Source organism: Nocardioides sp. SR21, from assembly GCF_022761125.1.
Taxonomy (GTDB): Bacteria; Actinomycetota; Actinomycetes; order Propionibacteriales; family Nocardioidaceae; genus Nocardioides.
This window is the reverse complement of the sequence record NZ_JAKWJR010000004.1, coordinates 169,178-190,473: the sequence shown is the minus strand read 5'-3', so window position 1 is coordinate 190,473 and position 21,296 is coordinate 169,178. Positions and strand designations below refer to the sequence as shown.

Here is a 21,296-nt window from a genome sequence, read left to right as displayed (position 1 = left end):
GCGGGTGCAGCTCACGATCTCCGTCCTCGCCGACCGTCCCGACCTCGTCGACCCGATGTGGGACATGCCCAACTCCTGGCCGGAGTTCATGCGCCACGACCCGATCGGCGGGCTGTTCTACGGCAACGTGGAGACGCGGTTCGCGGAGTACGTCCTGGTCGCACAGGACGAGAAGGGCGAGGTCGTCGCGTGCGCCTACTCGGTGCCGTTCACGCGGGGGGACGACGAGCTCCCGGACAACGGGTGGGACTTCGCGATCCGCAACGGGCTGCTGACCAGCCTGCGCGGCGACGCGCCGGACGCGATCTCCGCGGTGGAGATCGCGGTCCGCCCCGACCTGCAGGGCGCCGGTCTCTCCCACCAGATGCTGGTCGCCATGCGCGACAACGCGAAGCGGCACGGGTTCGCCGAGCTGGTCGCGCCGGTGCGCCCCAACGGCAAGACCGACATCCACGAGCCGATGTCGACGTACGCCTTCCGCGTCCGCGAGGACGGCCTGCCGGTCGACCCGTGGCTGCGCGTGCACGTGCGGGCAGGCGGGCGGATCGTGAAGGTCGCGCCGCGCTCGATGGTCATCCCCGGAACCGTCGACGAGTGGCGCGAGTGGACCGGCCTGCCGTTCGACCGGTCCGGCCCGGTGCACGTGCCGAAGGCGCTGTCGCCGGTGCACTGCGACCTCGAGCACCAGATCGCGACGTACGTCGAGCCGAACGTCTGGGTGGTGCACCGCACCGGAGCCTGACTTGCGAGGATTGCGGGTGTGAGCTTCGAGCAGGACTGGCACGCCTGGCGTGAGAGCCGTGAGCAGCGGCTGCGCGACCCGTACGGCTGGCTGTCGATCACCGCGATCCACTGGCTCACGGACGAGCCGCAGCGCTTCGACGACGTCCCCGGTGAGTGGCGGCAGGACGACGACGGACCCGTCGTCGACGGGCAGCGGCTCGGCCCGCTCGACGAGGAGGGCGTGACGGTGACGTTCGGCGACGTGCGCGCGCAGGTGGCCGACCGCGACGGGCGCACGATGGTGCGGCCGCGGCGCCCGGACTCCCCCGCCCTGGGCAGGTACGGCGGAACCCCGTGCTACCCGCCGGACCCGGCCTGGGTCGTCCACGCGCGCCACGACGGGGACGAGGTCGTCTTCGAGCGCGACGGTGCCGAGCACCGCCTCGAGGCCGAGGTCGAGGAGGACGGGCGGCTGTGGATCCTGTTCCGGGACGCGACGTCCGGCGTGACGACGTACGCCGCGATGCGCCAGCTGCTGACCGAGGTCCCGGACGCCGACGGCAACGTCGAGATCGACTTCAACCGGGCCTACAACATGCCGTGCGCGTACACCGACTTCGCCACCTGCCCGGTGCCGCCGGCGCAGAACACGCTGCCGTTCCCTGTTGAAGCCGGCGAACAGATCCCCAGAATGGACCCATGACCTTCGACGTGACCGCCGTTCGCAGCCACTTCCCCTCCCTGGACTCGGGCACCGCCCACTTCGACTCGCCGGCCGGGACCCAGACGCCGCGCCAGGTCGGCGAGGCGATCGCCGCGACGCTCACCGGCCCGCTGTCGAACCGCGGCACCGGCTCACCGTCCGAGTCGAACGCCGACGCCGTGGTCCGCGCGTTCCGCGAGGCGTACGCCGACCTGCTCGGCGCGCCCGCCGGCGGCATCGTCTACGGGCGCAGCGCCACCCAGCTGATCTACGACTTCTCACGCGCGCTCGCCAAGGACTGGCAGCCGGGCGACGAGGTCGTCGTGACCCGGCTCGACCACGACTCCAACGTCCGCCCCTGGGTCCAGGCCGCCGAGCAGAAGGGCGTCACGGTCCGCTGGCTCGACTTCGACCCCGCGACGGGCGAGCTCGAGGAGCCCGACCTCGGCCCGCGCACGCGGCTGGTCGCGATCACCGGCGCCTCGAACCTGCTCGGCACCAAGCCGCCCGTACGTCGCATCGCCGACGCCGCCCACGCCGTCGGCGCGCTGGTCTTCGTGGACGGCGTCCACCTCGCGGCCCACTCCTTCGTCGACGTCGGCGAGCTCGGCGCCGACTTCTTCGTGTGCTCGCCGTACAAGTTCCTCGGCCCGCACTGCGGCGTACTCGCCGCGGCGCCCGAGCTGCTGGAGACGGTGCGCAACGACAAGCTGGTGCCGTCGAGCGACGCGGTGCCCGAGCGGTTCGAGCTCGGGACGCTGCCCTACGAGATCATGGCCGGCGCGACCGCGGCCGTGGACTTCCTCGCCGGCATCGCGCCCGGCGGCGCGACCACCCGCCGTGAGCGGCTGCGCGCGTCCCTGCACGCGGTCGACGAGCACGAGCTCCGGCTGCGCACGCGGCTCGAGGACGGGTTCGCCGACGGCGTCGTGCTCCACTCCCGCGCCGCGGACCGCACGCCGACGCTGCTGCTGACGTTCCCCGGTCGCAGGACCAAGGACGCCTATGCCTTCCTCGTCGAGCGCGGCGTGCTCGCGCCGGCGGGGTCGTTCTACGCCTACGAGGGATTCCGCCGGCTCGGCCTCGACGACGAGAACGCGCTGCGGCTCGGGCTGGCGCCGTACGTCGACGACAGCGACGTCGACCGCGCCCTCGACGCGATCAACGCGTTCGTCGTCAGCTGACGGCGGCCTCGACGGCCGCGGCCACCTCGAGCAGGAAGCGGTCGCGGCCGTGCGCGGCGACGAGCTGGATGCCGACCGGCAGGCCGGACGCCGTGTGCCCGAACGGCACCGAGATGGCCGGGCAGCCGGTCACGGTGATGAAGTACGCCGCCCGCATCCAGTCGAGGTAGCTCTCCATCGGCCGGCCGTTGATCTCGGTCGGGAACTCCTGGTCCGCCGGGAACGGCGGCACCTGCGACACCGGGAGCACGAGCACGTCGTGGTGCTCGAAGAACTCGCGCATCCGCTCGGCGAGCACCGTGCGCTGGTGGTAGGCGCGGGCGACGTCGGCGCCGGTGAGCGACTCCCCCGCCCGGATGTTGTCGGCGAGCGACGCCTTGAAGGCGTCCGGGTTCGCGGCGAGGAGCGAGCCGAACTTCGCCTGGAAGTGCCACGCGCGCAAGGTGCGGAACGTGTCGTCGGCCTCGGTCAGCACCGGATGGGCGTCGGTCACCCGGTCGAAGAGCGTGGCGGCGGACGACACCACCGACGCCACCTCGGCGTCGACCTCGAACGCGCCACCGAGGTCGACCGAGAGCGCGACCCGGAGGCCCGCGAGCGAGAGCGGGAGCAGCGACGCGAACGACGCCCCGGGATCACGCAGCGCCTGCGGGGCACGGGGATCCGGTCCGGCCAGCACCGACAGCAGCAGCGCCAGGTCGCCGACGTTGCGGGCCATCGGGCCGCCCACCGACGTGGTCTCCCACTGGTTGTAGAGCGGCCACTCCGGCACCCGTCCGAGCGACGGCCGCAGCCCCACGACACCGCAGAACGACGCGGGGTTGCGCAGCGAGCCGCCCATGTCGGAGCCGTCCGCGAGCGGCACCATCCCGGACGCCAGCGCACACGCCGCGCCGCCCGACGAGCCACCGGCAGAGCGGGTCGGGTCGACGGGATTCAGCGTCGTGCCGAAGACCGTGTTGAACGTGTGCGACCCGGCCGCGAACTCCGGCACGTTGGTCTTGCCGATCGTGACCACGCCCGCGCGACGCACCCGCTCCACGATCAGCTCGTCGGCCTCGGGGACGTGGTCGCGGTAGAGCGGAGAGCCGTACGTCGTGCTCCACCCCGCGACGGCGTGGGTGTCCTTGAACGCGAACGGCAGCCCGTGCAGCGGTCCGACCTCGGCTCCCGACGCCAGCGCCGCGTCGGCGGCCGCGGCCCCCTCGCGGGCACGTGCCTCGTCGAGCGAGACGATCGCGTTCAGCTGCGGGTTGCGTGCGGCGATCCGCTCCAGGTGCAGGTCGAGCAGCTCGCGCGCGGAGATCTCGCGGCGACGTACGGCGGCGGCCTGGTCGCGCGCGGTCGAGTCGACCGAGACAGTCATCGGCGACCGAACAGCCGCCCGACGACGACCCCGAGGACGACCAGGCCCGCACCGACCGCGATGCCCTTCACGAAGTCGGACTGCGAGCCGACGGCCGGCCGCGCGGGGGCGGTGAAGGTACGGGCAGCAGGAGCGTCTCCCGCAGCGGTCGCGGCCGGTTCGACCGCCGAACCGGACGGGTCGGGACCCTGGCCGATCGCCTGCGCGACGTTGTCGAAGAAGTCGCCGGCCATCCGCTTGGAGACCGAGGTCAGCATCCGCTGGCCGACGCCGCCCACCATGCCGCCGACGACCGCGTCCGCGTCGTAGTCGATCCGGGTCACGCCCGGCTCGGCCTCGCCGAAGAACACCTTCACGGTGGCGTCGATGGTGCCCGGCGCACCGGCGCCGGTCAGCTTCATCACCAGCGACTGGTGCTGCTGGAGGTCGGAGAGCGTGCAGGAGCCCAGGTAGGTGCCCTTGATCGCGGCGACGCCTGCGGTCACGGTCATGTCGTAGGAGTTCTCGCCGGTCGCGACCAGCCGGTCGCAGCCCGGGATCGTCGCCACCAGCACCCGCGGGTCGAGGATCGCCTCCCAGACCATCTCGACCGGGAACGGGACGATGTTGGAGCCGACGATGTTCATGAGTTCTCCAGGCCTTGAGAGTGGCGAAGCGCGTACAGCTCGGACGGCGAGATCGGCATCGCCGTGATGACGAGCCCCGGGACGTAGGGAGCCTCGGCGTCCTCGATCGCCGCGGCGAACACCGCGGCCGAGGGGATGACGCCGGCCTCGCCGGCGCCCTTGATGCCCAGGGGGTTCAGCGGCGACGGCGTCTCGAGGTGGTCGATGTCGATGCCGTCGGGCACCTCGGTGACGTAGGGCATCAGGAAGTCCATGAACGACGCGTTGAGCAGCTGCCCGGACTCGTCGTAGGCCATCCGCTCGTAGAGCGCTCCGCCGATGCCCTGCGCGACGCCGCCGTGGATCTGGCCCTCGACGATCATCGGGTTGATCAGGTTGCCGCAGTCGTGGACGACGGCGTACTTCAGGATCGTGATCTCGGCGGTGTCGGGGTCGGTCTCGACGATCACCGCGTGCATGCCCGAGGCGAACGTCGCGCGCTCGGGCGAGTAGAAGTCGCGGCCCTCCAGGCCGGGCTCCTCGTCCTCGGGGACCGGCGGCTTGCCCGGATCACCCACCGAGAACTGGGTCGCGGCCTTCGACGCCTCGTCGAACGCGTAGCGCAGCGGGTTCGACAGCACCGACACGGTGCCGAGGTCGATCGACGAGCCGGGCGATCCCTTGACCGACACCACGCCGTCGACGATCTCCAGGTCGGCCGGGTCCGCCTCGAGCGCCTCGCCGGCGATCTTGAGCGCCTTCTCCTTGGCCCGCTTGGCCGCGAGGTGGATCGCCGAGCCGCTCATGACCGCAGCGCGGGACGCGAACGTGCCCACGGCGTACGGCATCCGACGGGTGTCGCCGGTGACGACCTCGACGTCCTCGAACTTCACGCCGAGCTCGTCGGCGACGAGCTGCGCGAAGACCGTGGCGTGCCCCTGGCCCTGCGTGGTGAGGCCGGTCGCGACCTTGACCTTGCCGGTCGTCTCGATGTGCACGTGCGCGCCCTCGTAGGGGCCGACGCCGGTGCCCTCGACGTAGCAGGCGAGGCCGATGCCGACCCGCCGTCCCTCGGCCGCCATCTCGGCCTTGAACGCCGGGAACTCGTCCCAGCCGACCAGCGCCTTGATCTTCTCCAGCGACGCCGGGTAGTCGCCGGAGTCGTACTCCAGCTCGCGGCCGTCCTGGAAGATCAGTCCCTGGTCGAACGGGAACTCGTCGGGCTGGATGAAGTTCACCGCGCGCACCTCGGCGCGGTCCTTGCCGAGGTACTTCGCGATGGCGTCCATGGTCCGCTCCATGGCGTAGCAGCCCTGCGGCCGCCCGGCGCCGCGGTACGGCGTGACCATCACGGTGTTGGTGTAGAGCGACTCGAAGTACACGCGGTAGTTCTGCGGCTTGTACGGCCCGAGCAGCTGCGTCGACGTGATGATCGGGACGATCAGGCCGTACGGGATGTACGCGCCGTGGTCGTGCCAGAACTCGACGTTCAGCCCGAGCAGCCGCCCGTCGTCGTCGAAGCCGACCTCGATGTGCTGGACCTGGCCGCGCTCGTGGGCCGACGAGATGAAGTGCTCACGCCGGTCCTCGGTGAACTTCACCGTCCGGCCGAGGACGCGCGCCGCCAGCGGCACCAGCAGCTCCTCCGGCCACGGGTGGTTGATCTTCACGCCGAAACCGCCGCCGACGTCCGGCGTGATCACGTCGACCTGGCCGAGGTCGAGGCCCATCTTCACGGCGACGGCGGCGCGCACGCCGGTGGAGCTCTGCGTCGACGTCCACAGCTGCAGCCGGTTGAGGTCGCGGTCCCAGCGGGCGACGGTGCCGCGACCCTCCATCGGGGTGCACGCACTGCGCTCGATGGTGAGCTCGAGCTCCAGCTTGTGGGGCGCGGCGGCGATGGCCGCCACCGCGTCGCCGACGTTCTGCTCGAGCTTGGCCGCGATGTTCCCGGGTACGTCGGCGTGCACGAGGTCGGTCGCCGCGCGGGCGGCGTCGACGCCGACCACGGCGGGGAGGAACTCGTACTGCACCCGGATCTTCGAGACGGCGTCCTCGGCGATGTAGCGGTCCTCGGCGACCACGAACGCGATCGCCTCGCCGACGTAGTTCACCTCGTCCTTGGCCAGCGCGTACTGCGTGCGCCCCTCGGTCAGCGCCGGGTGCGGGATCAGCAGCGGCAGCGGCTCGGCCATCGGGCCGGTGAGGTCCTCGTAGGTGTAGACGAGGTGGACGCCTTCGACGTCGAGCACGTCGGACACGTCGATGTCGAGCACCCGCGCGTGCGCGTGCGGCGAGCGGAGCACGGCCGCGTGCAGCACGTCCTGCTCGACCGCGACGTCGTCGACGTACCGCCCTTGGCCACGGAGGAACCGCTGGTCCTCGACGCGCTGGACGCCCTGGCCCATCAGCTTGCTGGTCATGCCGGTTCCTGAGCCTGTCGCAGGACCGCGGCTCGCTCCACGGCCTTCACGATGTTCTGGTAGCCCGTGCACCGGCAGAGGTTGCCGGCGATCATCTCGCGCGCCTCGTCGTGGGTGGGGCACGGGTTCGCCTCCAGCCCCGCCGTGATCGTGGTCAGGAAGCCCGGCGTGCAGAAGCCGCACTGCAGGCCGTGGCACTCGGCGAAGGCCTGCTGCACCGGGCTGAGCGTCCCGTCCTCGTCGGCGAGGCCTTCGACGGTGGTGATCTCGTGGTCCACCGCCGAGACGGCGAACATCAGGCAGGCGCGCATCGGCTCGCCGTCGACGAGGATCGTGCACGCGCCGCACACGCCGTGCTCGCAGCCGACGTGCGTGCCGGTGAGCTTCAGGTCGTGCCGCAGCGCGTCGGACAGCAGCCGCCGGGCGGGCACGCGGATGTCGTGCGTGGCGCCGTTCACCGTGAGGCGTACGTCGTGCAGTTCCTCGCTCATGCTGCCTTCCTGACCGATCGGACCACGCGCTCGGTGAGCACGCGCACCAGCTGGGAGCGGTACGCCGCGGTCGCGTGGATGTCGCTCATCGGCTCCAGCTTCTCGAGGGCCGCCTCGCCGAGGTCGGCGTCGGCGACGCCGGAGAGGTCGACCACGGTGGGTACGTCGCTGACGGACAGGTAGCCGACCTTCACCGAGTCCCCGTCGACCAGCGCCGCGGCGCCGACCAGCGCGTAGTCGCCGTGCCGGCGGGCGATCTCCTCGAAGCCGACACCGGCGCCCGGCGCCAGCGCCGGGAAGAACGCCGCGACCGCGATCTCGTCGTGCGAGAGCGCGGACTCGAGCGGGCCGATGTACAGGTCGTCGGCGTGGATCGTGCGCCGCCCGGCCGGGCCCTCGACCTCGAGGTGGCCGCCGAGCAGCGTGAGCACCACCGGCATCTCGGCGGCGGCGTCGGCGTGCACGAGCGAGCCGACGGTGGTGCCGCGGTTGCGGATGGTGGCGTGCGCGACGTGCGCCAGCGCCATCGGCACCAGCGGCTGGACGCGCCGTACGTCAGGAGAGGCGAGGACGGCGGCGTGCCGGGCGAGAGCTCCCACCCGGACGCCGTCGACCCCCTGCTGTTCACAGACCTCGATGCGGTCGAGCCCTGAGATCCCGTTGATGTCGACGAGCAGCGACGGCGCCGCGAGCCGCATCGACAGCAACGGGACCAGGCTCTGACCGCCCGCCAGCACCTTGGCGTTCGGCTCACCGGCCAGGGAGGCCACGGCCTCTGCGAGCGTCCCTGGCCGGCGGTAGTCGAAAGGTGCAGGCTTCACGATTCCCTAGTCAATCAGTGCTTGTGCTTGGGGTCGCCGTCGTGGTGGTGCGGCGCCGCGTGGTCCTCGACGTGCGCGCCCTCGTGACCGACCGCGATGATCGCGCCGTCGTCGCCACCGTTCGGAGCCACCCAGCGGGCCAGGTGGTAGCCGACGATGATCACGATGGTGCCCAGCGCGATGCCACCGAGCTGGAAGTCCTCGGTGATCTCGAAGAACCCGGTCGTCCCCAGGCCGATGCCCAGGATCAGGCCGGCGGCGACGGGGACGAGGTTGACCGGGTTCGCGAAGTTCACCCGGTTCTCGATCCAGATCTTCGCGCCCAGCAGGCCGATCATGCCGTAGAGCACGATCGTGATGCCGGCGAGCACGCCGCCCGGGGTGGCCGCGACGATCTGACCGAACTTCGGGATGAAGCCCAGCAGGATCGCGACGATCGCCGCGACGAAGTACGCCGCGGTCGAGTAGACCCGGGTCGCCGCCATGACACCGATGTTCTCGGCGTACGTCGTGGTCGGCGATCCACCGACCGAGGACGCGATCACGGTGCCGACACCGTCGGCGGCGATCGCCTTGCCCATGACCGGGTCGAGGTCACGGCCGGTCATGCCGGAGACGGCCTTCACGTGGCCCATGTTCTCCGCGACCAGCGCGATCACGGCCGGGAGCGCCAGCAGCGCGAAGGTCAGCGAGAAGGTCGGCAGGTGCCACCCGACCTCGGCCATGTTGTTGGCGCCACCGAAGGGCGACTGGTTGCCGACCAGGCCGTCTGCCGTGTGCGGCGGGAGGCCGAACCAGTCCGCGCTCTTCACGCTGTCCCAGTTGACGCGGTCGCCCTCGACGCCGCCGACACCCATGACGTCGAAGAGCCACGACAGCACGTAGCCGAAGAGCAGGCCGAGGAAGATCGCGATCCGGCCGAAGAAGCCGCGGAGGCCGACGGCCATCAGGATCACGGCGGTCATGGTGATCAGCGCCATCCAGCGGTCTGCCGGCATGTACACGCTGGTCGCCACACCGGCCAGGTTGAGGCCGATCACCATCACGACACCACCGGTGACGACCGGCGGGAGGACGGCGTTGACGACGTCCGCGCCCAGGAAGTGGACGATGACGCCGATGATCGCGAGCACCACGCCGGAGATCAGGATCGCGCCGGTGACGTCGGTCGGACCTCCGCCCTGGGAGTAGATCGCGGTGGCACCGCCGACGAACGAGGCCGACGTGCCGAGGTAGCTCGGGACGACACCCTTGACGATCAGCAGGAAGCAGATCGTGGCGATACCGCTCATCATGATCGCGAGGTTCGGGTTGAGCCCCATGATCAGCGGGAAGACGAACGTCGCGCCGAACATCGCGACAACGTGCTGGGCGCCGAGGCCCGCTGTCTTGCCCCATGCGAGGCGCTGATCGGGGGCTACGGCTTCTCCGGGTTTGGGATCAACGACTTCCCACTTGAACATCGACATGACTGCACCCTTCCGGTGTCAGGACAGGCCCGAGGTTCTGCACAAACTAGTGAGAGTCATGACACACCCACGACGGCGACAAATGCCGAAGGAACGCCGGAGCCACTGGCACCAGTTGTGGCGCGCCGCTAACGCGCCATCTCCAGCACCCGCAGGGCTACCGCGACATCGAGGCGCAGGTGCGGGTCGCCCGAGAGCGGGCCGAGCAGTCGCTCCAGCTTCGAGACCCGGTAGCGCATCGTGTTGTAGTGGAAGAACTGCAGGCGCGCGGCCTCGGCGACGTTGAAGTTCGTGTCCAGCAGCACCTGCAGGGTCTCGCGGAGGTCCGCGGCCTCGGTGGTCTGCTCGGCGAGCGGCCCGAGCACGTCGCTCACGAACGCCGCGAGCTCACCGGCCCCCTCCGGGCCGTCGGGGATCAGCGCGATCAGCCGGTGCAGCCCGAGCTGGTCGAAGAACGTCGTGGAGCCACCGCCGTTGACACGACGGCCGACCTCGACCGCCCGGCGGGCATGGGCGTAGGCGTCGGGCAGCTCGTCGAGGGAGGAGGCGACGCGGCTGACGCCGACCGAGAACGGGCGCCGGCCGCCGCCCTTGTCCCCGGCGACCGCCTGCACCACGCGGAGCACGACGTCCTCACCCTCCGGCAGCAGCGCGACGACCTCGGACGAGAAGTCCACGACGGGGATCCCGGGCGCGACCGTCGAGACGACCTGCTGCCAGGCCGCGGAGAACCGCTCCTGCCACTGCCGTCGCTGCGCGCCCGAGACCGGCTCGGCCGAGGGCTCTGGCGGGTCGAGCTCGGCGACGACCACGACGACCGGGCGCGCGAGGTCCCAGCCGAACGTGTCGGCGTGCTCGGCGACGTACGCCGGGTCGACCGCGCGCCGCAGCAGCAGGTCTCGCAGGAAGTCGCCCTGGTACTTGTTCTCGACGGCGGTGATCGCCTCCTCGCGGGTGATCAGCAGCGCGGCGACCGCGGCGGCCCGCTCCAGCGCGTGCACGTCGTCGGCGGTCCAGGGCCCGTCGGCGCGCACGCACACGAGCCGGGCCAGGTCGGTGCCGCCGGCGGCGACCCGGGAGACGTGGGCGACGCGGCTGCCCTCGATCCGCTCGACGCGGATCCGGCCGGTCGGGTCGGTGAGCCCGTTCTCGGCGAGCAGCGCCCGGTGCTCGTCGTCGAGCGCCGCGGCCCGCTCGCGGCCGTCGGTCGACGTGAACACGACCCCCACCCCGAGCACCCGCGCGACCTCGGCCGCGATGCCGTCCAGGTTGCCGCCCTCGAGCACGATCTGGGTCAGCCCCGTGTGGAGCGCGTCCACCCGCGCCAGGGCGGCGCTGGCGAGCTCTTCACGGTCACCGCTTGTCAACACTTGCACTCCCCTGCCCACTGCGTTGGCACAACGTCACATCGGCAAACGTAACTTGGCCCCGATAGCGTCGGGAAGGTGATCCCTGTGAGCGCGCCGGTTCGAGTGCGCGAGCACCTGCGGGCGCAGCCCGACGGGCCGGTCCGGGTGCTGCACCGCGGGCGCGACGCCGTGTACGTCGAGGTCGCCGGCCGCTGTGTCGGCGTGGTCGGCCCGCGGGCGACCGCCGTCCCGTGCGCGCTTCGGTCACGATCCGATCACCTCGGCGCGGACGGCGCGACGAACGCCTCGGGTGCGGCGTACCTTCGAGAGGGAGTGCTGCACCTCGGCGGCACCGCGCTGAGCATCGGCAGGATCGTGGACGTGCGCGTCCCGCGACTTCCGGACACGGCGTGCTCGGACACCCTGCAGGCTGTCCCCCCGGCCGCGGTGGCCGAGCACGTCGGCTCTGCCTTCGCCTCGGTTCCCCCCGACCTGACCGCCGACGACGTCGCACGCATGATCGGCCGCGGCGACGGGCTGACCCCGCTCGGTGACGACGTCCTCTGCGGCTGGCTGGCGCTGCACCGGGCCGCCGGCGTCGAGACCCCCGAGGTCGACGCCGCGGTCCGCGCCCACCTCGACCGCACCACGCTGTTGTCGGCGACGCTGCTCGACTGCGCGATCCACGGCGAGGTCATCCCCGAGTTCGCCGCCTGGGTCGCCGACCCCGGCGACCCCGAGCGCGCCGCCGCCCTCACGTCGGTCGGCCACACCTCCGGAGCCGGGCTGCTGCACGGTGGCCGGCTCGCCCTCCTCCACCTCCAAGGAGTCGCAGCATGAGCACCCACGTCGAGCTCCGACCCGGCGCGTACGCCGACTCGGTGACGCTCCTCCAGGTCAGCCGGACCGTGCAGGGCCTGCCCGGCGTCGCCGCCGCGCAGGTCGCGATGGCGACGCCGCTGAACGTCGACGTCCTGACGGAGATGGGCTTCGCGGTCCCCGCCGAGGCCACCCCCAACGACATGGTCGTCGCGCTCCGGCTCGACGACGCCGGTGCCCTCGCGGGTGCCCTGGCCGGCGTCGAGCAGGCGCTGCGCGATGCCAACCGGCGCGAGTCCGGCCCCACGGCGACCGCCCCGCCGCGCACCACCGGCAGCGGCCTGCGGCGCTCGGCTGGAAGCCCGGGCCACGACGCGATCGCGGTGGTCTCGGTCCCCGGCGCCAACGCGTTCGTCGAGGCGATGGACGCCGTCGACGCGGGCCGCGACGTGATGGTGTTCAGCGACAACGTCCCGCTGGAGCAGGAGATCGCGCTCAAGCGCGCGGCCGCCGAGCGCGGCGTGCTCGTGATGGGCCCGGACTGCGGCACCGCCGTCGTCGGCGGGCTCGGTCTCGGCTTCGCGAACGCCGTCTCCCCCGGCCCGGTCGGCATCGTCGCCGCGTCGGGCACCGGCTGCCAGCAGCTGCTCGCGCTGCTCGACCACGCGGGCGTCGGCGTGACGTCCGCCCTCGGTGTCGGCGGCCGCGACCTGTCCGCCGAGGTGCGCGGCCTCGCCACCCGCGAGGCGCTGCGCCGGCTCGACGAGGACCCCGCGGTCGAGCTGATCGTGCTGGTCTCCAAGCCGCCGGCCGACGACGTCGCCGCCGAGATCGAGGAGTACGCCGGCACCCTGTCCACGCCGGTCGAGCACGCCCTTCTCGGCGCGGGCCGTCCGGACCTCACCGCGGCCGCGGAGTCGGTGCTGCGCCGGCTCGGCCGCGACGTCCCGGCCTGGCCGGTCACCGGCTCCGCCTCCCCCGGGTCCGGCGTGATCCGGGGCCTGTTCGTCGGCGGCACGCTCGAGAGCGAGGCGCAGCTGATCGCCGCTGCGCATGTTTCCGGGGCGGAGGCGGGCCACACGTTCGTCGACTTCGGCGACGACGCCTACACGACCGGCCGCGCGCACCCGATGATCGACCCGACGCTGCGCCTCGAGCACATCGCCCGCGCGGCGGCCGACCCCGCGACCGGGGTGCTGCTGCTGGACGTCGTGCTCGGCCACGGCGCCGAGCCGGATCCCGCGTCCCGCCTGGCTCCTGCCATCAGCGGCATCGACAAGCCCGTGGTGATCACGGTCGTCGGCACCGACGCCGACCCGCAGGGCCGCGATCGCCAGGTCCGCGCGCTCGCCGACGCGGGCGCCGAGGTCCACCTGTCCAACGCCGGCGCCACCCGCCGCGCGCTCGAGCTCGTCGGAGGCACGCGATGACCACCCCCACCACCGTCGTGAACGTAGGCGCCGACCTGCTGGCCGACGCCGTCGCCGAGCAGGCCGTGTCCGTCACCCGCGTCGACTGGCGCCCGCCGATGGTGGGCACCGAGGCCCACCTGGCGACGGTCGCGGCGGACCCGCGCCGGCGTACTGCCAACGAGCGGGCGCTGGCCGCGATGCTCGACGTGACCTCCACCCTCGTCGACGTCGTGCCGGCGTCGGAGGTGCTCGGCCTGCAGCGCGGCGAGTTCCTGCACGCCGGGCCGCCGATCACGTGGGAGCGCGCGTCCGGCCCGATGCGCGGCGCGTTGATGGGCGCGGCCGCCTTCGAGGGCCTGGTCGACGACCCCGAGGACGCCGTCGCGCTCTTCGAGTCCGGCGCCAACGTCACGCTCGAGCCGTGCCACCACCGCTCCGCGGTCGGACCGATGGCCGGGATCACCACGCCGAGCATGTGGGTGTGGGTGCTCGAGGACCAGGCGAGCGGACGCCGGACGTACTGCACCCTCAACGAGGGACTCGGCAAGGTGCTGCGGTACGGCGCCTACGCGCCCGACGTGATCGAGCGCCTGCACTGGCTCGCCGACGTGCTCGGGCCGCTGCTGCAGAAGGCCGTCCGCGCGGCCGGTCCCGTCGACGTCACCGGCATCCTCACGCAGATGCTGCAGATGGGCGACGAGGCCCACAACCGCAACCGCGCCGGCACGCTGATGACGCTGCGCGACCTCGCGCCGGCCATGGTGACGAGCGGCTTCGACACGGCCGACGTCGCGAAGGCGATGACGTTCATCGGCGGCAACGACCACTTCTTCCTCAACCTCGCGATGCCGGCCTGCAAGCTCGCGCTCGACGCCGCCCGCGGCATCGACGGCTCGACGATGGTCGTGGCGATGGCCCGCAACGGCACCGACTTCGGCATCCAGGTCGCCGGCACCGGCGACGAGTGGTTCACCGGCCCGTCGCAGCAGGTGGACGGGCTCTACTTCGGCGACTACGGGCCGGACGACGCGAACCCCGACATCGGCGACTCGGCGATCACCGAGACCGCCGGCATCGGCGGCTTCGCGATGGCGACCGCCCCCGCGATCGTGCGGTTCGTCGGCGGCTCGGTGCCGGACGCCCTCAACACCACCCGCCGGATGCACGAGATCACGCTGGGCGAGAACCCGCGCTGGTCGGTGCCGGTGCTGGAGTTCCAGGGCACGCCGACCGGCATCGACGTCACCAAGGTGTGCCGGACCGGGATCCTGCCCCAGATCAACACCGGCATGGCCGGCAAGCGGGCCGGCGTGGGCCAGGTCGGCGCCGGGCTCGTCACCCCGCCCGCGGAGATCTTCCCGCAGGCGCTGGCGCGGCTGGCCGACCTGGCCCACCCCCCTCAGTAGCCGCTCAGTAGAAGAGCCAGCCGCGAAGGCCGAGCACGTAGCCGCGGCTGCCCCGGTCGGCGTAGTGCACGAACAGCGGTCCGCCCTTGACGTGCTCGCGGTCGGCGACGACGTTGCTGGTCGCCTGCACGTGGCGCAGGTGACCGTCGACCAGGATCTGCCCGCCGGTGAGGCGGTAGGTGCCCCAGTGCCGGTCGACCCAGCCGCACAGCGCGCTGGTGCCGAGGCCGGTGCGCTTGGTGACCTGCAGCTCGCGCCACCAGTGGTGGGTGTCGCGGCCGTCGAAGTCGCGGCAGCGCTTGGCGTGGTCCTCCCAGTACCAGTCGACCGCGCCCTCGAACGGCGCGGACTGGGCGCTGAGCCCGCTCTCGCCGTACCCGACGCACCAGCCGTACTGGTGGTAGGAGAAGCCGGCGCACTCGGCGCCCGGGCCGGCGCCGGGGTAGGCGTTCATGTGGAAGTGCACCTTGTGCCAGCTGGGTTCGTACGCCGTACGTCCCTCACCGGGTGCGGAGGCGGCCTCGGCCGCGGTGGCGCCGAGCAGGGGCAGCAGCAGACCGATCAGCACGGCCAGGATCCGGGTCATCATCAGTACTCCAGGTAGCCGCGCAGGCCGAGCACGTAGCCCTGGTCCTGGGCCTTGAGGAAGACGTACAGCGGACCGCCCTGCCGCTCCCGCTGGGTGACGTCGCCGCTGGTCGGCGAGACCGGGCGCTCGATCCCGTGGCGGTCGACGATGAGGCCGCCGGTCACCAGCATCGTGTTCCACCCGTGGTCGACCCAGCCGCAGAGGTGGCTGCCCTGCCCGGTGCCCTGGTGCGCGGTCTCGAGGAGGACCTCGTGGCGCCACACGGACTGGTCGCGGCCGCCCGGGACGTCGGGGCACTTGTTCGTGTGGCGGTGCCACTCCCAGTGCAGGTAGTTCTGGAACGGGTAGCTCTTGCCGTGGAAGTCGGCGAGCTGCTCGCCATACCCCCAGCACTGGCCGTGGTCGTCGTGCCAGGAGCCGTTGCAGCGCCCGGTCAGGTGCGAGGCGCCGCCCTGACGACGGAAGGCGTTCATGTGGAAGTGCTTGTGGTGCCAGGTGGGTGTCGGTGCCGTGGTGGTCCGGTCGGACGGCACCTGGGCGGTGGCCGCCTGCGGGGCGGTCAGGAGCCCTGCTGCGAGCAGCACGGCCGTGATGGCGAGCGTGAGTTTCCGAGTCATGGCGTGAACGTAGGGCCGGCGAACCCCCTTGTTCTGTCGGGTTCCTGACACAACTCGTCAGAAGTCCGGCGGCCTCCAGAACGCCTTCTTGATGTCCACGTTCCCGGTCGGCCGCAGCGGCGTGCCCTCCTCGAGGTAGGCCTGCCGCGCCCCGTCCTGGTGGCTCGGCGGCAGCGACCCGTCGGCGCGCACGACGCGCCACCACGGCACCGGCCCGCCGTACGACGCCATGATCGAACCGACCTGGCGTGGACCGCCGCCGCCCATCACCGCGCCGACCACCTCCGCGATCGCGCCGTACGTCGTGACCCGCCCGCGGGGCACCGCCTCGACGCAGGTCAGCACCCGCTCGACGTACTCCTCGACGTCCATCAGTCCTCCGCCGCCCGCACCGCCAGGGCCGCGGTCGCCGCCGCCGTCGCGACGAACGCCGCCAGCGCGCCGAGCAGCCAGATCCCGGGCTGCTCCGGCTCGCCCCGCAGCAGCAGCGCGAGCACCCAGGCGGCGGGGACGGTCACCAGCACCAGCGCCCCGCGCCGCACCCACAGCGCCACCGTCGCGGCGTCGATCGGCATCGTCGACGGGCCGTACGACGCGAGCACCCCGGCCACGTGCGCGGTCACCAGCGCGAGCGCCGCGACCAGGATCGACGCGGGCAGCGAGTCCTCGAGCGCGATCGCCCACCAGCCCAGCACGCCCAGGCCGGCGCCGGTGCCGTACGGCGCGTCCGGGTCCCAGGCGGCCGCGGCCGCAGCCGCGGCGACCGCGCCGGCGATCCACCACGGCGGCCAGTTGCCGGCCGGGCCGGTCGCGAGCACCGCGACCACCGGGCCGAGGAGCACCAGCGCCCGCAGGGCGATCTGCGAACGACTCATCGGGCCACCACCCGGGGCAGCTGGGCGCGCCGGGCCAGCCGCCGCATCACGTCGTCGATGGTGCCCGGCCCGCGCCACGGCACCACCGGGCAGCCGAGCGCGGCCAGCCGCTCGAGCACGACCGACCGCTCGATCCGGCGCATCCGCCAGGCCAGCGCGACCAGCGCCGGGTCCTGGTCGTCGCCGTACGCCGCCGGCTGCGCGTCCTGCGGCAGGGTGTCGACGACGAGGACCGCGACCCCGCGCCGGGTCAGCGTGGCGGCGACGGTGCCGATGGACTCCGCCAGCATCGGCGACAGCACGACCACGACCGCCCCGCCGGTCACCCCGAGCTGGAGGACCCCGGTCTCGGGCTCGCCTGCGTCGCCGGTGCGCAGCGTCGCGAGCTGGTCCTGGATCCGGCGCAGGTGCCGCGCGCCGGCGCCGTACCCGACCTGCTCGTGGCCGCGCCCGACCACCCGCAGCGCGACGCGGTCGCCGGCGCGGACGTGGTGCTCGGCGATCGCGGCCGCGGCCCGCACCGAGAGGTCCAGGCTGCTCGCAGGTCCGCCGACACCGCCGGAGACACCGTGGTCGGCGAGGGCGTCGACGACCAGCAGCACGCCGGTGTCCTCCTCCGCACGGGTGGTGACGACGTGCAGGTTGCCGGTGCGCAGCGACACCGGCCAGTTCACGCGGCGCAGCCGGTCGCCGGGCTGGAACGGGCGGATCCCGGACAGCTCGGTGCCACTGCCGCTGCGCTGCGAGCGGTGCGCCCCGACCAGCCCGAGCGGCTGCGGCGCCTCCGCCCTCGAGTCGTACGGCGCGGTCGTCGGCAGCACGCGCACCGGGCGGCCGCCGAGCCGGACCGGCCCGAAGCGGAAGCCCGCCCAGGAGCTGAACAACGCGACGTTCTCCTCCCCGAGCACCCGCCGGCCCCAGCGCCGCGGGCTGATCTCGACCGCGGGCACGGCGGGCAGCAGCCCGCCGACCCGGCCGTCGTGCGGGCGGATCGCGACGTACGCCGGCTTCCCGGCCGCCCGGGCGACGTACTCCGCGTCCTCCCCGTCGGCGACCACGAGGCGCGACGTGGTGCCCTGACCCTCGTGGAGCACGCCGTGGTCGAGCCGGGAGTCGAGCCGCGGCCGCCGGGTCGGCCGGTGGACCAGCCCGAGCGCCGCGAAGGTCACGAACGGCGCAGCCAGCACGACCAGCACCGGCTTGCCGACGACCAGCGCGAGCGCCAGCGCCACCGCGCCGAGCACGACCGCCCGGCCCAGCGCCGCGGTCGCCCGCCAGCTGTTCATCGGCGGTCGAGCGTGGCCGGGGTCGCGACCTGGGTGAGCACCGCGTCGACCACGCGGGCTCCGGTGACGTCGCTCATCCAGAGCTCCGGCTTGACCGTGATGCGGTGCGCGAGCACCGGCCGGGCGATCGCCTTCACGTCCTCGGGCACGACGTAGTCGCGACCGCGCAGCAGCGCGAACGCCCGCGCCGCCAGCACCAGTCCGAGCGAGCCGCGCGGCGAGGCACCGGTGAGCACGTCCGGGTGGTGGCGGGTGGCGACCGCGAGGTCCACGCAGTAGCGGCCGACGCTCTCGTCGACGGTCACCGTCTCGACGGTCTCCTGCAGCGCGCGCAGGCCGGGACCGTCGGTGACGGCGGTGAGCTCGACCTCCTCGCGGCGCCGGTCCATGCGGCGTGCGAGCACGTCGTACTCCTCGCCGGAGCACGGGTAGCCGAAGCCGATGCGGAGCAGGAACCGGTCGAGCTGCGCCTCCGGGAGCGGGTACGTGCCTTCGTACTCGATCGGGTTGGCGGTCGCGAGCACGTGGAACGGCGAGGGCAGCGCGAAGGTCTCGCCCTCCACGGTCACCTGCCGCTCCTGCATCGCCTCGAGCAGCGCGGACTGGGTCTTGGGCGGGGTCCGGTTGATCTCGTCGGCGAGCAGCAGGCCCGTGAAGATCGGCCCGCGCCGGAAGTCGAACTCGCCGCGGCGCTGGTCGTAGACGAACGAGCCGGTGAGGTCGGCCGGCAGCAGGTCCGGCGTGAACTGGGCGCGCGCGAAGTCGATGCCGAGCGCCTGGGCGAACGACCGCGCGGCCAGCGTCTTGCCGAGCCCCGGGTAGTCCTCGATGAGCACGTGCCCCTTCGCGAGGATCGCGGCGAGCACCTGCATCAGCGCGGAGCGCTTGCCGACCACGGCCTTCTCGACCTCGTCGAGCACCTGCCGGGCGATGTCGGCGGCCTCGCTGACGGGCAGCGGTTGGGTCTGGTTCACAGCTCCTCGATCCTGGTCAGGTAACGGTCGATCTCGGCCGGCTGCAGCCGGCGTGGCTCTCCGTCGAGCACAGCGGTGAGCTCGGGTCCGAGCAGCTCGGCCGCCCGCGGGTCGTCGCGGGGTACGCCGTGGCGCTGGCGCAGCACCTGGTCGGCGAGGGCGCCCAGCCGGTCGCGCAGCGCGGTGTCGCGGGACCGGGCGGAGCGGTGCGCCTCGAGCATGCTGACGTAGCGCGCCAGCCGCGGATCGCCGCCGGTGCGCACCGACGGCTGCTCGACCACGACGTCCCAGCTCGCACTGCCGTCGGACAGCGCGTCGAAGACCAGCCCGAGCACGCCCACGCAGGTCGCGACGAGCAGCGCCAGCCGCAGCGGATCGGGGTCGGTGCGGGCGAGCACCAACGCGACCTCGAGCACGACGTACGCCGCCAGCCCCCCCGCGAGCCGCCGCACCCAGCGGTTCTTCGCCAGCCCGCTCACGCCGGCACGCCGATCGTGCGGTGGATCGTGTCGAGCGCCTCCAGCGCGTCCGCCCGGTCGGCCTCCGTCAGGTCGTGCTCGGAGAACCGCGCCTCGCGGTAGAGGTCGCCGAGCCGGGACACCGCCGGCTGGTGGGCGTCGACGAGGTCGAGCACCCGCATCGTGTACTCCGAGGACGTCTCCCAGTCCCGGCGCTCGAACCCGGCCGCGGCCGCGGCGGTCTCGAACCGGTGCCAGCACTCGACGACCGCGTTGCGCGGGCTGCCGCCCTCCAGCAGCCGGCGCTGGGCGGCCGCGTCGTCGAGCAGCGCCTGCGCGACGCGCTGGGGCGGCTCGAGCACGGTGAACTCGGGCTCGGCCGGCTGGTCGCGACCGCGGCGCCGGCGCCGTCGCCGGGTGCGGGTCCGCCGCAGCAGCGGCAGGACCAGGTAGCGCACCACCAGCACCGCGAGCAGCACGACGACCGCGACGTTGACCGCGAACGCCGCCACCTTGAGCCAGGTCGGGGTCTCGCCGGAACCCTCGACGTCCGCGTCCTCCTGCGGGACCGAGGCTCCCTCGGTGGACGTCGGCTCGTCGGTGGGTGTGCCCACGGGCGACGGTCCGTCGCCACGGAGCACCTCGCTCGGGCCGATCGACGAGGCCCAGGTGACCAGGACGAGGACGAGCAGCGCGGTCGCGAGCACGGCGGCCACCGCCGTCGTGCTCGCCCGCCGTGCGCTCATGGCGGGAACCTACCAACGCACGGCAGACGGCCCCATCCCGATGGGATGGGGCCGTCTGTCCCCCGTGAGAGGCTCTGTCAGAGGATGGGCGAGAAGGGCTCCGTGCCGTTCACGAGCTTCAGGCCCGCGATGCCGGAGTGCTGCTGCGCGAAGGCCAGCTCCTTGGCCAGGTCACCGATGTTGTTGGACGCCGGGAGCGGCGCCAGGCCCAGGGTCGAGAGGGTGCCGATGGCCTTGCCGTCCTCGCTCACGAAGGCCGAGCCGGAGTCACCGGGGACGCCCGGGGTCACGGTGTAGAGCGGGTGCGACCAGCCGGCGTCCGCGGCGGAGTCGCCGAGGCTGATGCCGGTGTGCGGCGAGAGCAGCTCGATGCCGGCGCGCAGGCTGGAGTTGCCGTAGGTGTAGACCCGGTCACCGGCCGCGGTGCCGTCGGTGTCGATGCCGACCGGGCCGCCCCAGAACGGGATGCTCGGGTTGACCTTGCCGACGTCGGCGGCGTCCACCTTCACCAGCGCGAAGTCGTTGTAGGCACAGGTGTTCGCGTCGGTGGTGCCGAGCTTGTGCATGGTGTCCCAGGACGAGTACACCAAGGTGCCCGAGCCCACCTTGGTGCCCTCGGAGATCAGGGAGCCGCCCTCGTTGAACGTCACCTTGGTGCCCAGCGGCAGGGTGCCGGCCTGGCAGCCGTCGGTGTCGGTGGCCTCGCCGGTGCCCGCACAGTGGGCGGCGTAGCCGACGTACACGTTGCTGGCGCCGTCGGTGAACACGAAGTTCGCCGTGCACTGGGCGCCCTGGGTGTACATCATCGTCCCGGGGTGGATCTTCGCCGTGTCCGCCGGCGCCCAGGCGGGCGCGGCGTTGGCGGGAGCCGGGGAGATCGCCATCAGCGCGGCGGTCATGATCGTCACGGTCACGGCCGCGAACACCGCGGCGAACTGGCTTCGGTTGAGGCTCATGTCACGCACAACGAGGCCGACCGC

Annotated in this window: 22 protein-coding genes; 6 read left to right on the top strand and 16 right to left on the bottom strand. The window is 72.8% G+C overall.

The features are described from left to right. The first annotated feature begins 4 nt into the window (after positions 1–4). The 3 genes from MJ604_RS09250 to MJ604_RS09240 are packed head-to-tail and all read left to right on the top strand — an operon-like array spanning position 5 to position 2,610. Positions 5–742, top strand: coding sequence for an N-acetyltransferase (locus MJ604_RS09250; protein WP_243058051.1), 738 nt, complete (start codon positions 5–7; stop codon positions 740–742). 18 nt (positions 743–760) lie between these two features. Then, positions 761–1,426, top strand: a complete 666-nt coding sequence (locus MJ604_RS09245; RefSeq protein WP_243058050.1) for a DUF1684 domain-containing protein — start codon at positions 761–763, stop codon at positions 1,424–1,426. Further along, positions 1,423–2,610 (top strand): cysteine desulfurase-like protein, encoded by a 1,188-nt coding sequence (locus MJ604_RS09240; protein WP_243058049.1) that lies wholly within the window; start codon positions 1,423–1,425, stop codon positions 2,608–2,610. Before MJ604_RS09245 ends, MJ604_RS09240 begins: the two co-directional genes overlap by 4 nt. On the opposite strand, the gene MJ604_RS09235 is transcribed toward MJ604_RS09240, so the two are convergent. The 7 genes from MJ604_RS09235 to MJ604_RS09205 form a co-directional block, all read right to left on the bottom strand. Beyond that, positions 2,603–3,976 (bottom strand): amidase, encoded by a 1,374-nt coding sequence (locus MJ604_RS09235; protein ID WP_243058048.1) that lies wholly within the window; start codon positions 3,974–3,976, stop codon positions 2,603–2,605. The genes MJ604_RS09240 and MJ604_RS09235 overlap by 8 nt on opposite strands. Beyond that, positions 3,973–4,602: a carbon monoxide dehydrogenase subunit G gene (locus MJ604_RS09230; protein WP_243058047.1), complete on the bottom strand. Its 630-nt coding sequence runs from the start codon at positions 4,600–4,602 to the stop codon at positions 3,973–3,975. Before MJ604_RS09230 ends, MJ604_RS09235 begins: the two co-directional genes overlap by 4 nt. Beyond that, entirely contained in the window at positions 4,599–7,004 is a 2,406-nt protein-coding gene (gene cutA, locus MJ604_RS09225) for an aerobic carbon-monoxide dehydrogenase large subunit (RefSeq protein ID WP_243058046.1), read from the bottom strand. The genes MJ604_RS09230 and cutA overlap by 4 nt, the downstream gene beginning before the upstream one ends. Beyond that, positions 7,001–7,495, bottom strand: a complete 495-nt coding sequence (locus MJ604_RS09220) for a (2Fe-2S)-binding protein (RefSeq protein WP_243058045.1) — start codon at positions 7,493–7,495, stop codon at positions 7,001–7,003. The genes cutA and MJ604_RS09220 overlap by 4 nt, the downstream gene beginning before the upstream one ends. Beyond that, positions 7,492–8,316 carry a xanthine dehydrogenase family protein subunit M gene (locus tag MJ604_RS09215; protein WP_243058044.1) on the bottom strand — a complete coding sequence of 275 codons (825 nt, stop codon included), beginning with the start codon at positions 8,314–8,316 and terminating at the stop codon, positions 7,492–7,494. The genes MJ604_RS09220 and MJ604_RS09215 overlap by 4 nt, the downstream gene beginning before the upstream one ends. A 14-nt stretch (positions 8,317–8,330) precedes the next feature. After that, positions 8,331–9,785: a uracil-xanthine permease family protein gene (locus tag MJ604_RS09210; RefSeq protein WP_243058043.1), complete on the bottom strand. Its 1,455-nt coding sequence runs from the start codon at positions 9,783–9,785 to the stop codon at positions 8,331–8,333. Positions 9,786–9,913: 128 nt separating this feature from the next. After that, positions 9,914–11,155 carry a CdaR family transcriptional regulator gene (locus MJ604_RS09205; protein ID WP_243058042.1) on the bottom strand — a complete coding sequence of 414 codons (1,242 nt, stop codon included), beginning with the start codon at positions 11,153–11,155 and terminating at the stop codon, positions 9,914–9,916. A gap of 75 nt (positions 11,156–11,230) precedes the next feature. Here MJ604_RS09205 and MJ604_RS24225 point away from each other — a divergent pair, with 75 nt between their 5' ends. Genes MJ604_RS24225 through MJ604_RS09190 form a run of 3 tightly spaced genes read left to right on the top strand, consistent with a single transcriptional unit; the run spans position 11,231 to position 14,771 of the window. Beyond that, positions 11,231–11,974: a DUF2877 domain-containing protein gene (locus MJ604_RS24225; protein ID WP_243058041.1), complete on the top strand. Its 744-nt coding sequence runs from the start codon at positions 11,231–11,233 to the stop codon at positions 11,972–11,974. Further along, on the top strand, positions 11,971–13,383 hold the full coding sequence (locus MJ604_RS09195; protein WP_243058040.1) for an FdrA family protein: 1,413 nt from the start codon (positions 11,971–11,973) through the stop codon (positions 13,381–13,383). Before MJ604_RS24225 ends, MJ604_RS09195 begins: the two co-directional genes overlap by 4 nt. Further along, positions 13,380–14,771 carry a DUF1116 domain-containing protein gene (locus tag MJ604_RS09190; RefSeq protein ID WP_243058039.1) on the top strand — a complete coding sequence of 464 codons (1,392 nt, stop codon included), beginning with the start codon at positions 13,380–13,382 and terminating at the stop codon, positions 14,769–14,771. The genes MJ604_RS09195 and MJ604_RS09190 overlap by 4 nt, the downstream gene beginning before the upstream one ends. Before the next feature lie 4 nt (positions 14,772–14,775). On the opposite strand, the gene MJ604_RS09185 is transcribed toward MJ604_RS09190, so the two are convergent. The 9 genes from MJ604_RS09185 to MJ604_RS09145 all read right to left on the bottom strand — a co-directional run bounded on the left by MJ604_RS09185 (position 14,776) and on the right by MJ604_RS09145 (position 21,272). Further along, positions 14,776–15,357 (bottom strand): hypothetical protein, encoded by a 582-nt coding sequence (locus MJ604_RS09185; protein WP_243058038.1) that lies wholly within the window; start codon positions 15,355–15,357, stop codon positions 14,776–14,778. Positions 15,358–15,359: 2 nt separating this feature from the next. After that, positions 15,360–15,977, bottom strand: coding sequence for a hypothetical protein (locus MJ604_RS09180; RefSeq protein WP_243058037.1), 618 nt, complete (start codon positions 15,975–15,977; stop codon positions 15,360–15,362). 57 nt (positions 15,978–16,034) lie between these two features. After that, positions 16,035–16,349 (bottom strand): MGMT family protein, encoded by a 315-nt coding sequence (locus tag MJ604_RS09175; protein ID WP_243058036.1) that lies wholly within the window; start codon positions 16,347–16,349, stop codon positions 16,035–16,037. Then, the gene (locus tag MJ604_RS09170; protein ID WP_243058035.1) at positions 16,349–16,852 is read right to left on the bottom strand and encodes a hypothetical protein; all 504 of its coding nucleotides are present in this window, start codon (positions 16,850–16,852) and stop codon (positions 16,349–16,351) included. Before MJ604_RS09170 ends, MJ604_RS09175 begins: the two co-directional genes overlap by 1 nt. Next, complete coding sequence (locus MJ604_RS09165) at positions 16,849–18,138, bottom strand: DUF58 domain-containing protein (RefSeq protein WP_243058034.1); 1,290 nt, start codon at positions 18,136–18,138, stop codon at positions 16,849–16,851. Before MJ604_RS09165 ends, MJ604_RS09170 begins: the two co-directional genes overlap by 4 nt. Then, complete coding sequence (locus tag MJ604_RS09160) at positions 18,135–19,112, bottom strand: MoxR family ATPase (protein ID WP_243058033.1); 978 nt, start codon at positions 19,110–19,112, stop codon at positions 18,135–18,137. The genes MJ604_RS09165 and MJ604_RS09160 overlap by 4 nt, the downstream gene beginning before the upstream one ends. Further along, positions 19,109–19,591: a hypothetical protein gene (locus MJ604_RS09155; protein WP_243058032.1), complete on the bottom strand. Its 483-nt coding sequence runs from the start codon at positions 19,589–19,591 to the stop codon at positions 19,109–19,111. The genes MJ604_RS09160 and MJ604_RS09155 overlap by 4 nt, the downstream gene beginning before the upstream one ends. Beyond that, the gene (locus MJ604_RS09150; protein WP_243058031.1) at positions 19,588–20,316 is read right to left on the bottom strand and encodes a DUF4129 domain-containing protein; all 729 of its coding nucleotides are present in this window, start codon (positions 20,314–20,316) and stop codon (positions 19,588–19,590) included. The genes MJ604_RS09155 and MJ604_RS09150 overlap by 4 nt, the downstream gene beginning before the upstream one ends. 77 nt (positions 20,317–20,393) lie before the next feature. Continuing rightward, positions 20,394–21,272: a hypothetical protein gene (locus MJ604_RS09145; RefSeq protein WP_243058030.1), complete on the bottom strand. Its 879-nt coding sequence runs from the start codon at positions 21,270–21,272 to the stop codon at positions 20,394–20,396. Between the last annotated feature and the right edge of the window lie 24 nt (positions 21,273–21,296).

Excerpts from the sequence above, each read along its gene's own strand:
- MJ604_RS09220 (WP_243058045.1), bottom strand. The coding sequence starts at position 7,495 with ATGAGCGAGGAACTGCACGACGTACGCCTCACGGTGAACGGCGCCACG.
- MJ604_RS09150 (WP_243058031.1), bottom strand. The coding sequence starts at position 20,316 with ATGAGCGCACGGCGGGCGAGCACGACGGCGGTGGCCGCCGTGCTCGCG.
- MJ604_RS09170 (WP_243058035.1), bottom strand. The coding sequence starts at position 16,852 with ATGAGTCGTTCGCAGATCGCCCTGCGGGCGCTGGTGCTCCTCGGCCCG.
- MJ604_RS09145 (WP_243058030.1), bottom strand. The coding sequence starts at position 21,272 with ATGAGCCTCAACCGAAGCCAGTTCGCCGCGGTGTTCGCGGCCGTGACC.
- MJ604_RS09195 (WP_243058040.1), top strand. The coding sequence starts at position 11,971 with ATGAGCACCCACGTCGAGCTCCGACCCGGCGCGTACGCCGACTCGGTG.
- MJ604_RS09190 (WP_243058039.1), top strand. The coding sequence starts at position 13,380 with ATGACCACCCCCACCACCGTCGTGAACGTAGGCGCCGACCTGCTGGCC.
- MJ604_RS09165 (WP_243058034.1), bottom strand. The coding sequence starts at position 18,138 with ATGAACAGCTGGCGGGCGACCGCGGCGCTGGGCCGGGCGGTCGTGCTC.
- cutA (WP_243058046.1), bottom strand. The coding sequence starts at position 7,004 with ATGACCAGCAAGCTGATGGGCCAGGGCGTCCAGCGCGTCGAGGACCAG.
- MJ604_RS09175 (WP_243058036.1), bottom strand. The coding sequence starts at position 16,349 with ATGGACGTCGAGGAGTACGTCGAGCGGGTGCTGACCTGCGTCGAGGCG.
- MJ604_RS09180 (WP_243058037.1), bottom strand. The coding sequence starts at position 15,977 with ATGACTCGGAAACTCACGCTCGCCATCACGGCCGTGCTGCTCGCAGCA.
- MJ604_RS09240 (WP_243058049.1), top strand. The coding sequence starts at position 1,423 with ATGACCTTCGACGTGACCGCCGTTCGCAGCCACTTCCCCTCCCTGGAC.
- MJ604_RS09185 (WP_243058038.1), bottom strand. The coding sequence starts at position 15,357 with ATGACCCGGATCCTGGCCGTGCTGATCGGTCTGCTGCTGCCCCTGCTC.
- MJ604_RS09210 (WP_243058043.1), bottom strand. The coding sequence starts at position 9,785 with ATGTCGATGTTCAAGTGGGAAGTCGTTGATCCCAAACCCGGAGAAGCC.
- MJ604_RS09235 (WP_243058048.1), bottom strand. The coding sequence starts at position 3,976 with ATGACTGTCTCGGTCGACTCGACCGCGCGCGACCAGGCCGCCGCCGTA.
- MJ604_RS09230 (WP_243058047.1), bottom strand. The coding sequence starts at position 4,602 with ATGAACATCGTCGGCTCCAACATCGTCCCGTTCCCGGTCGAGATGGTC.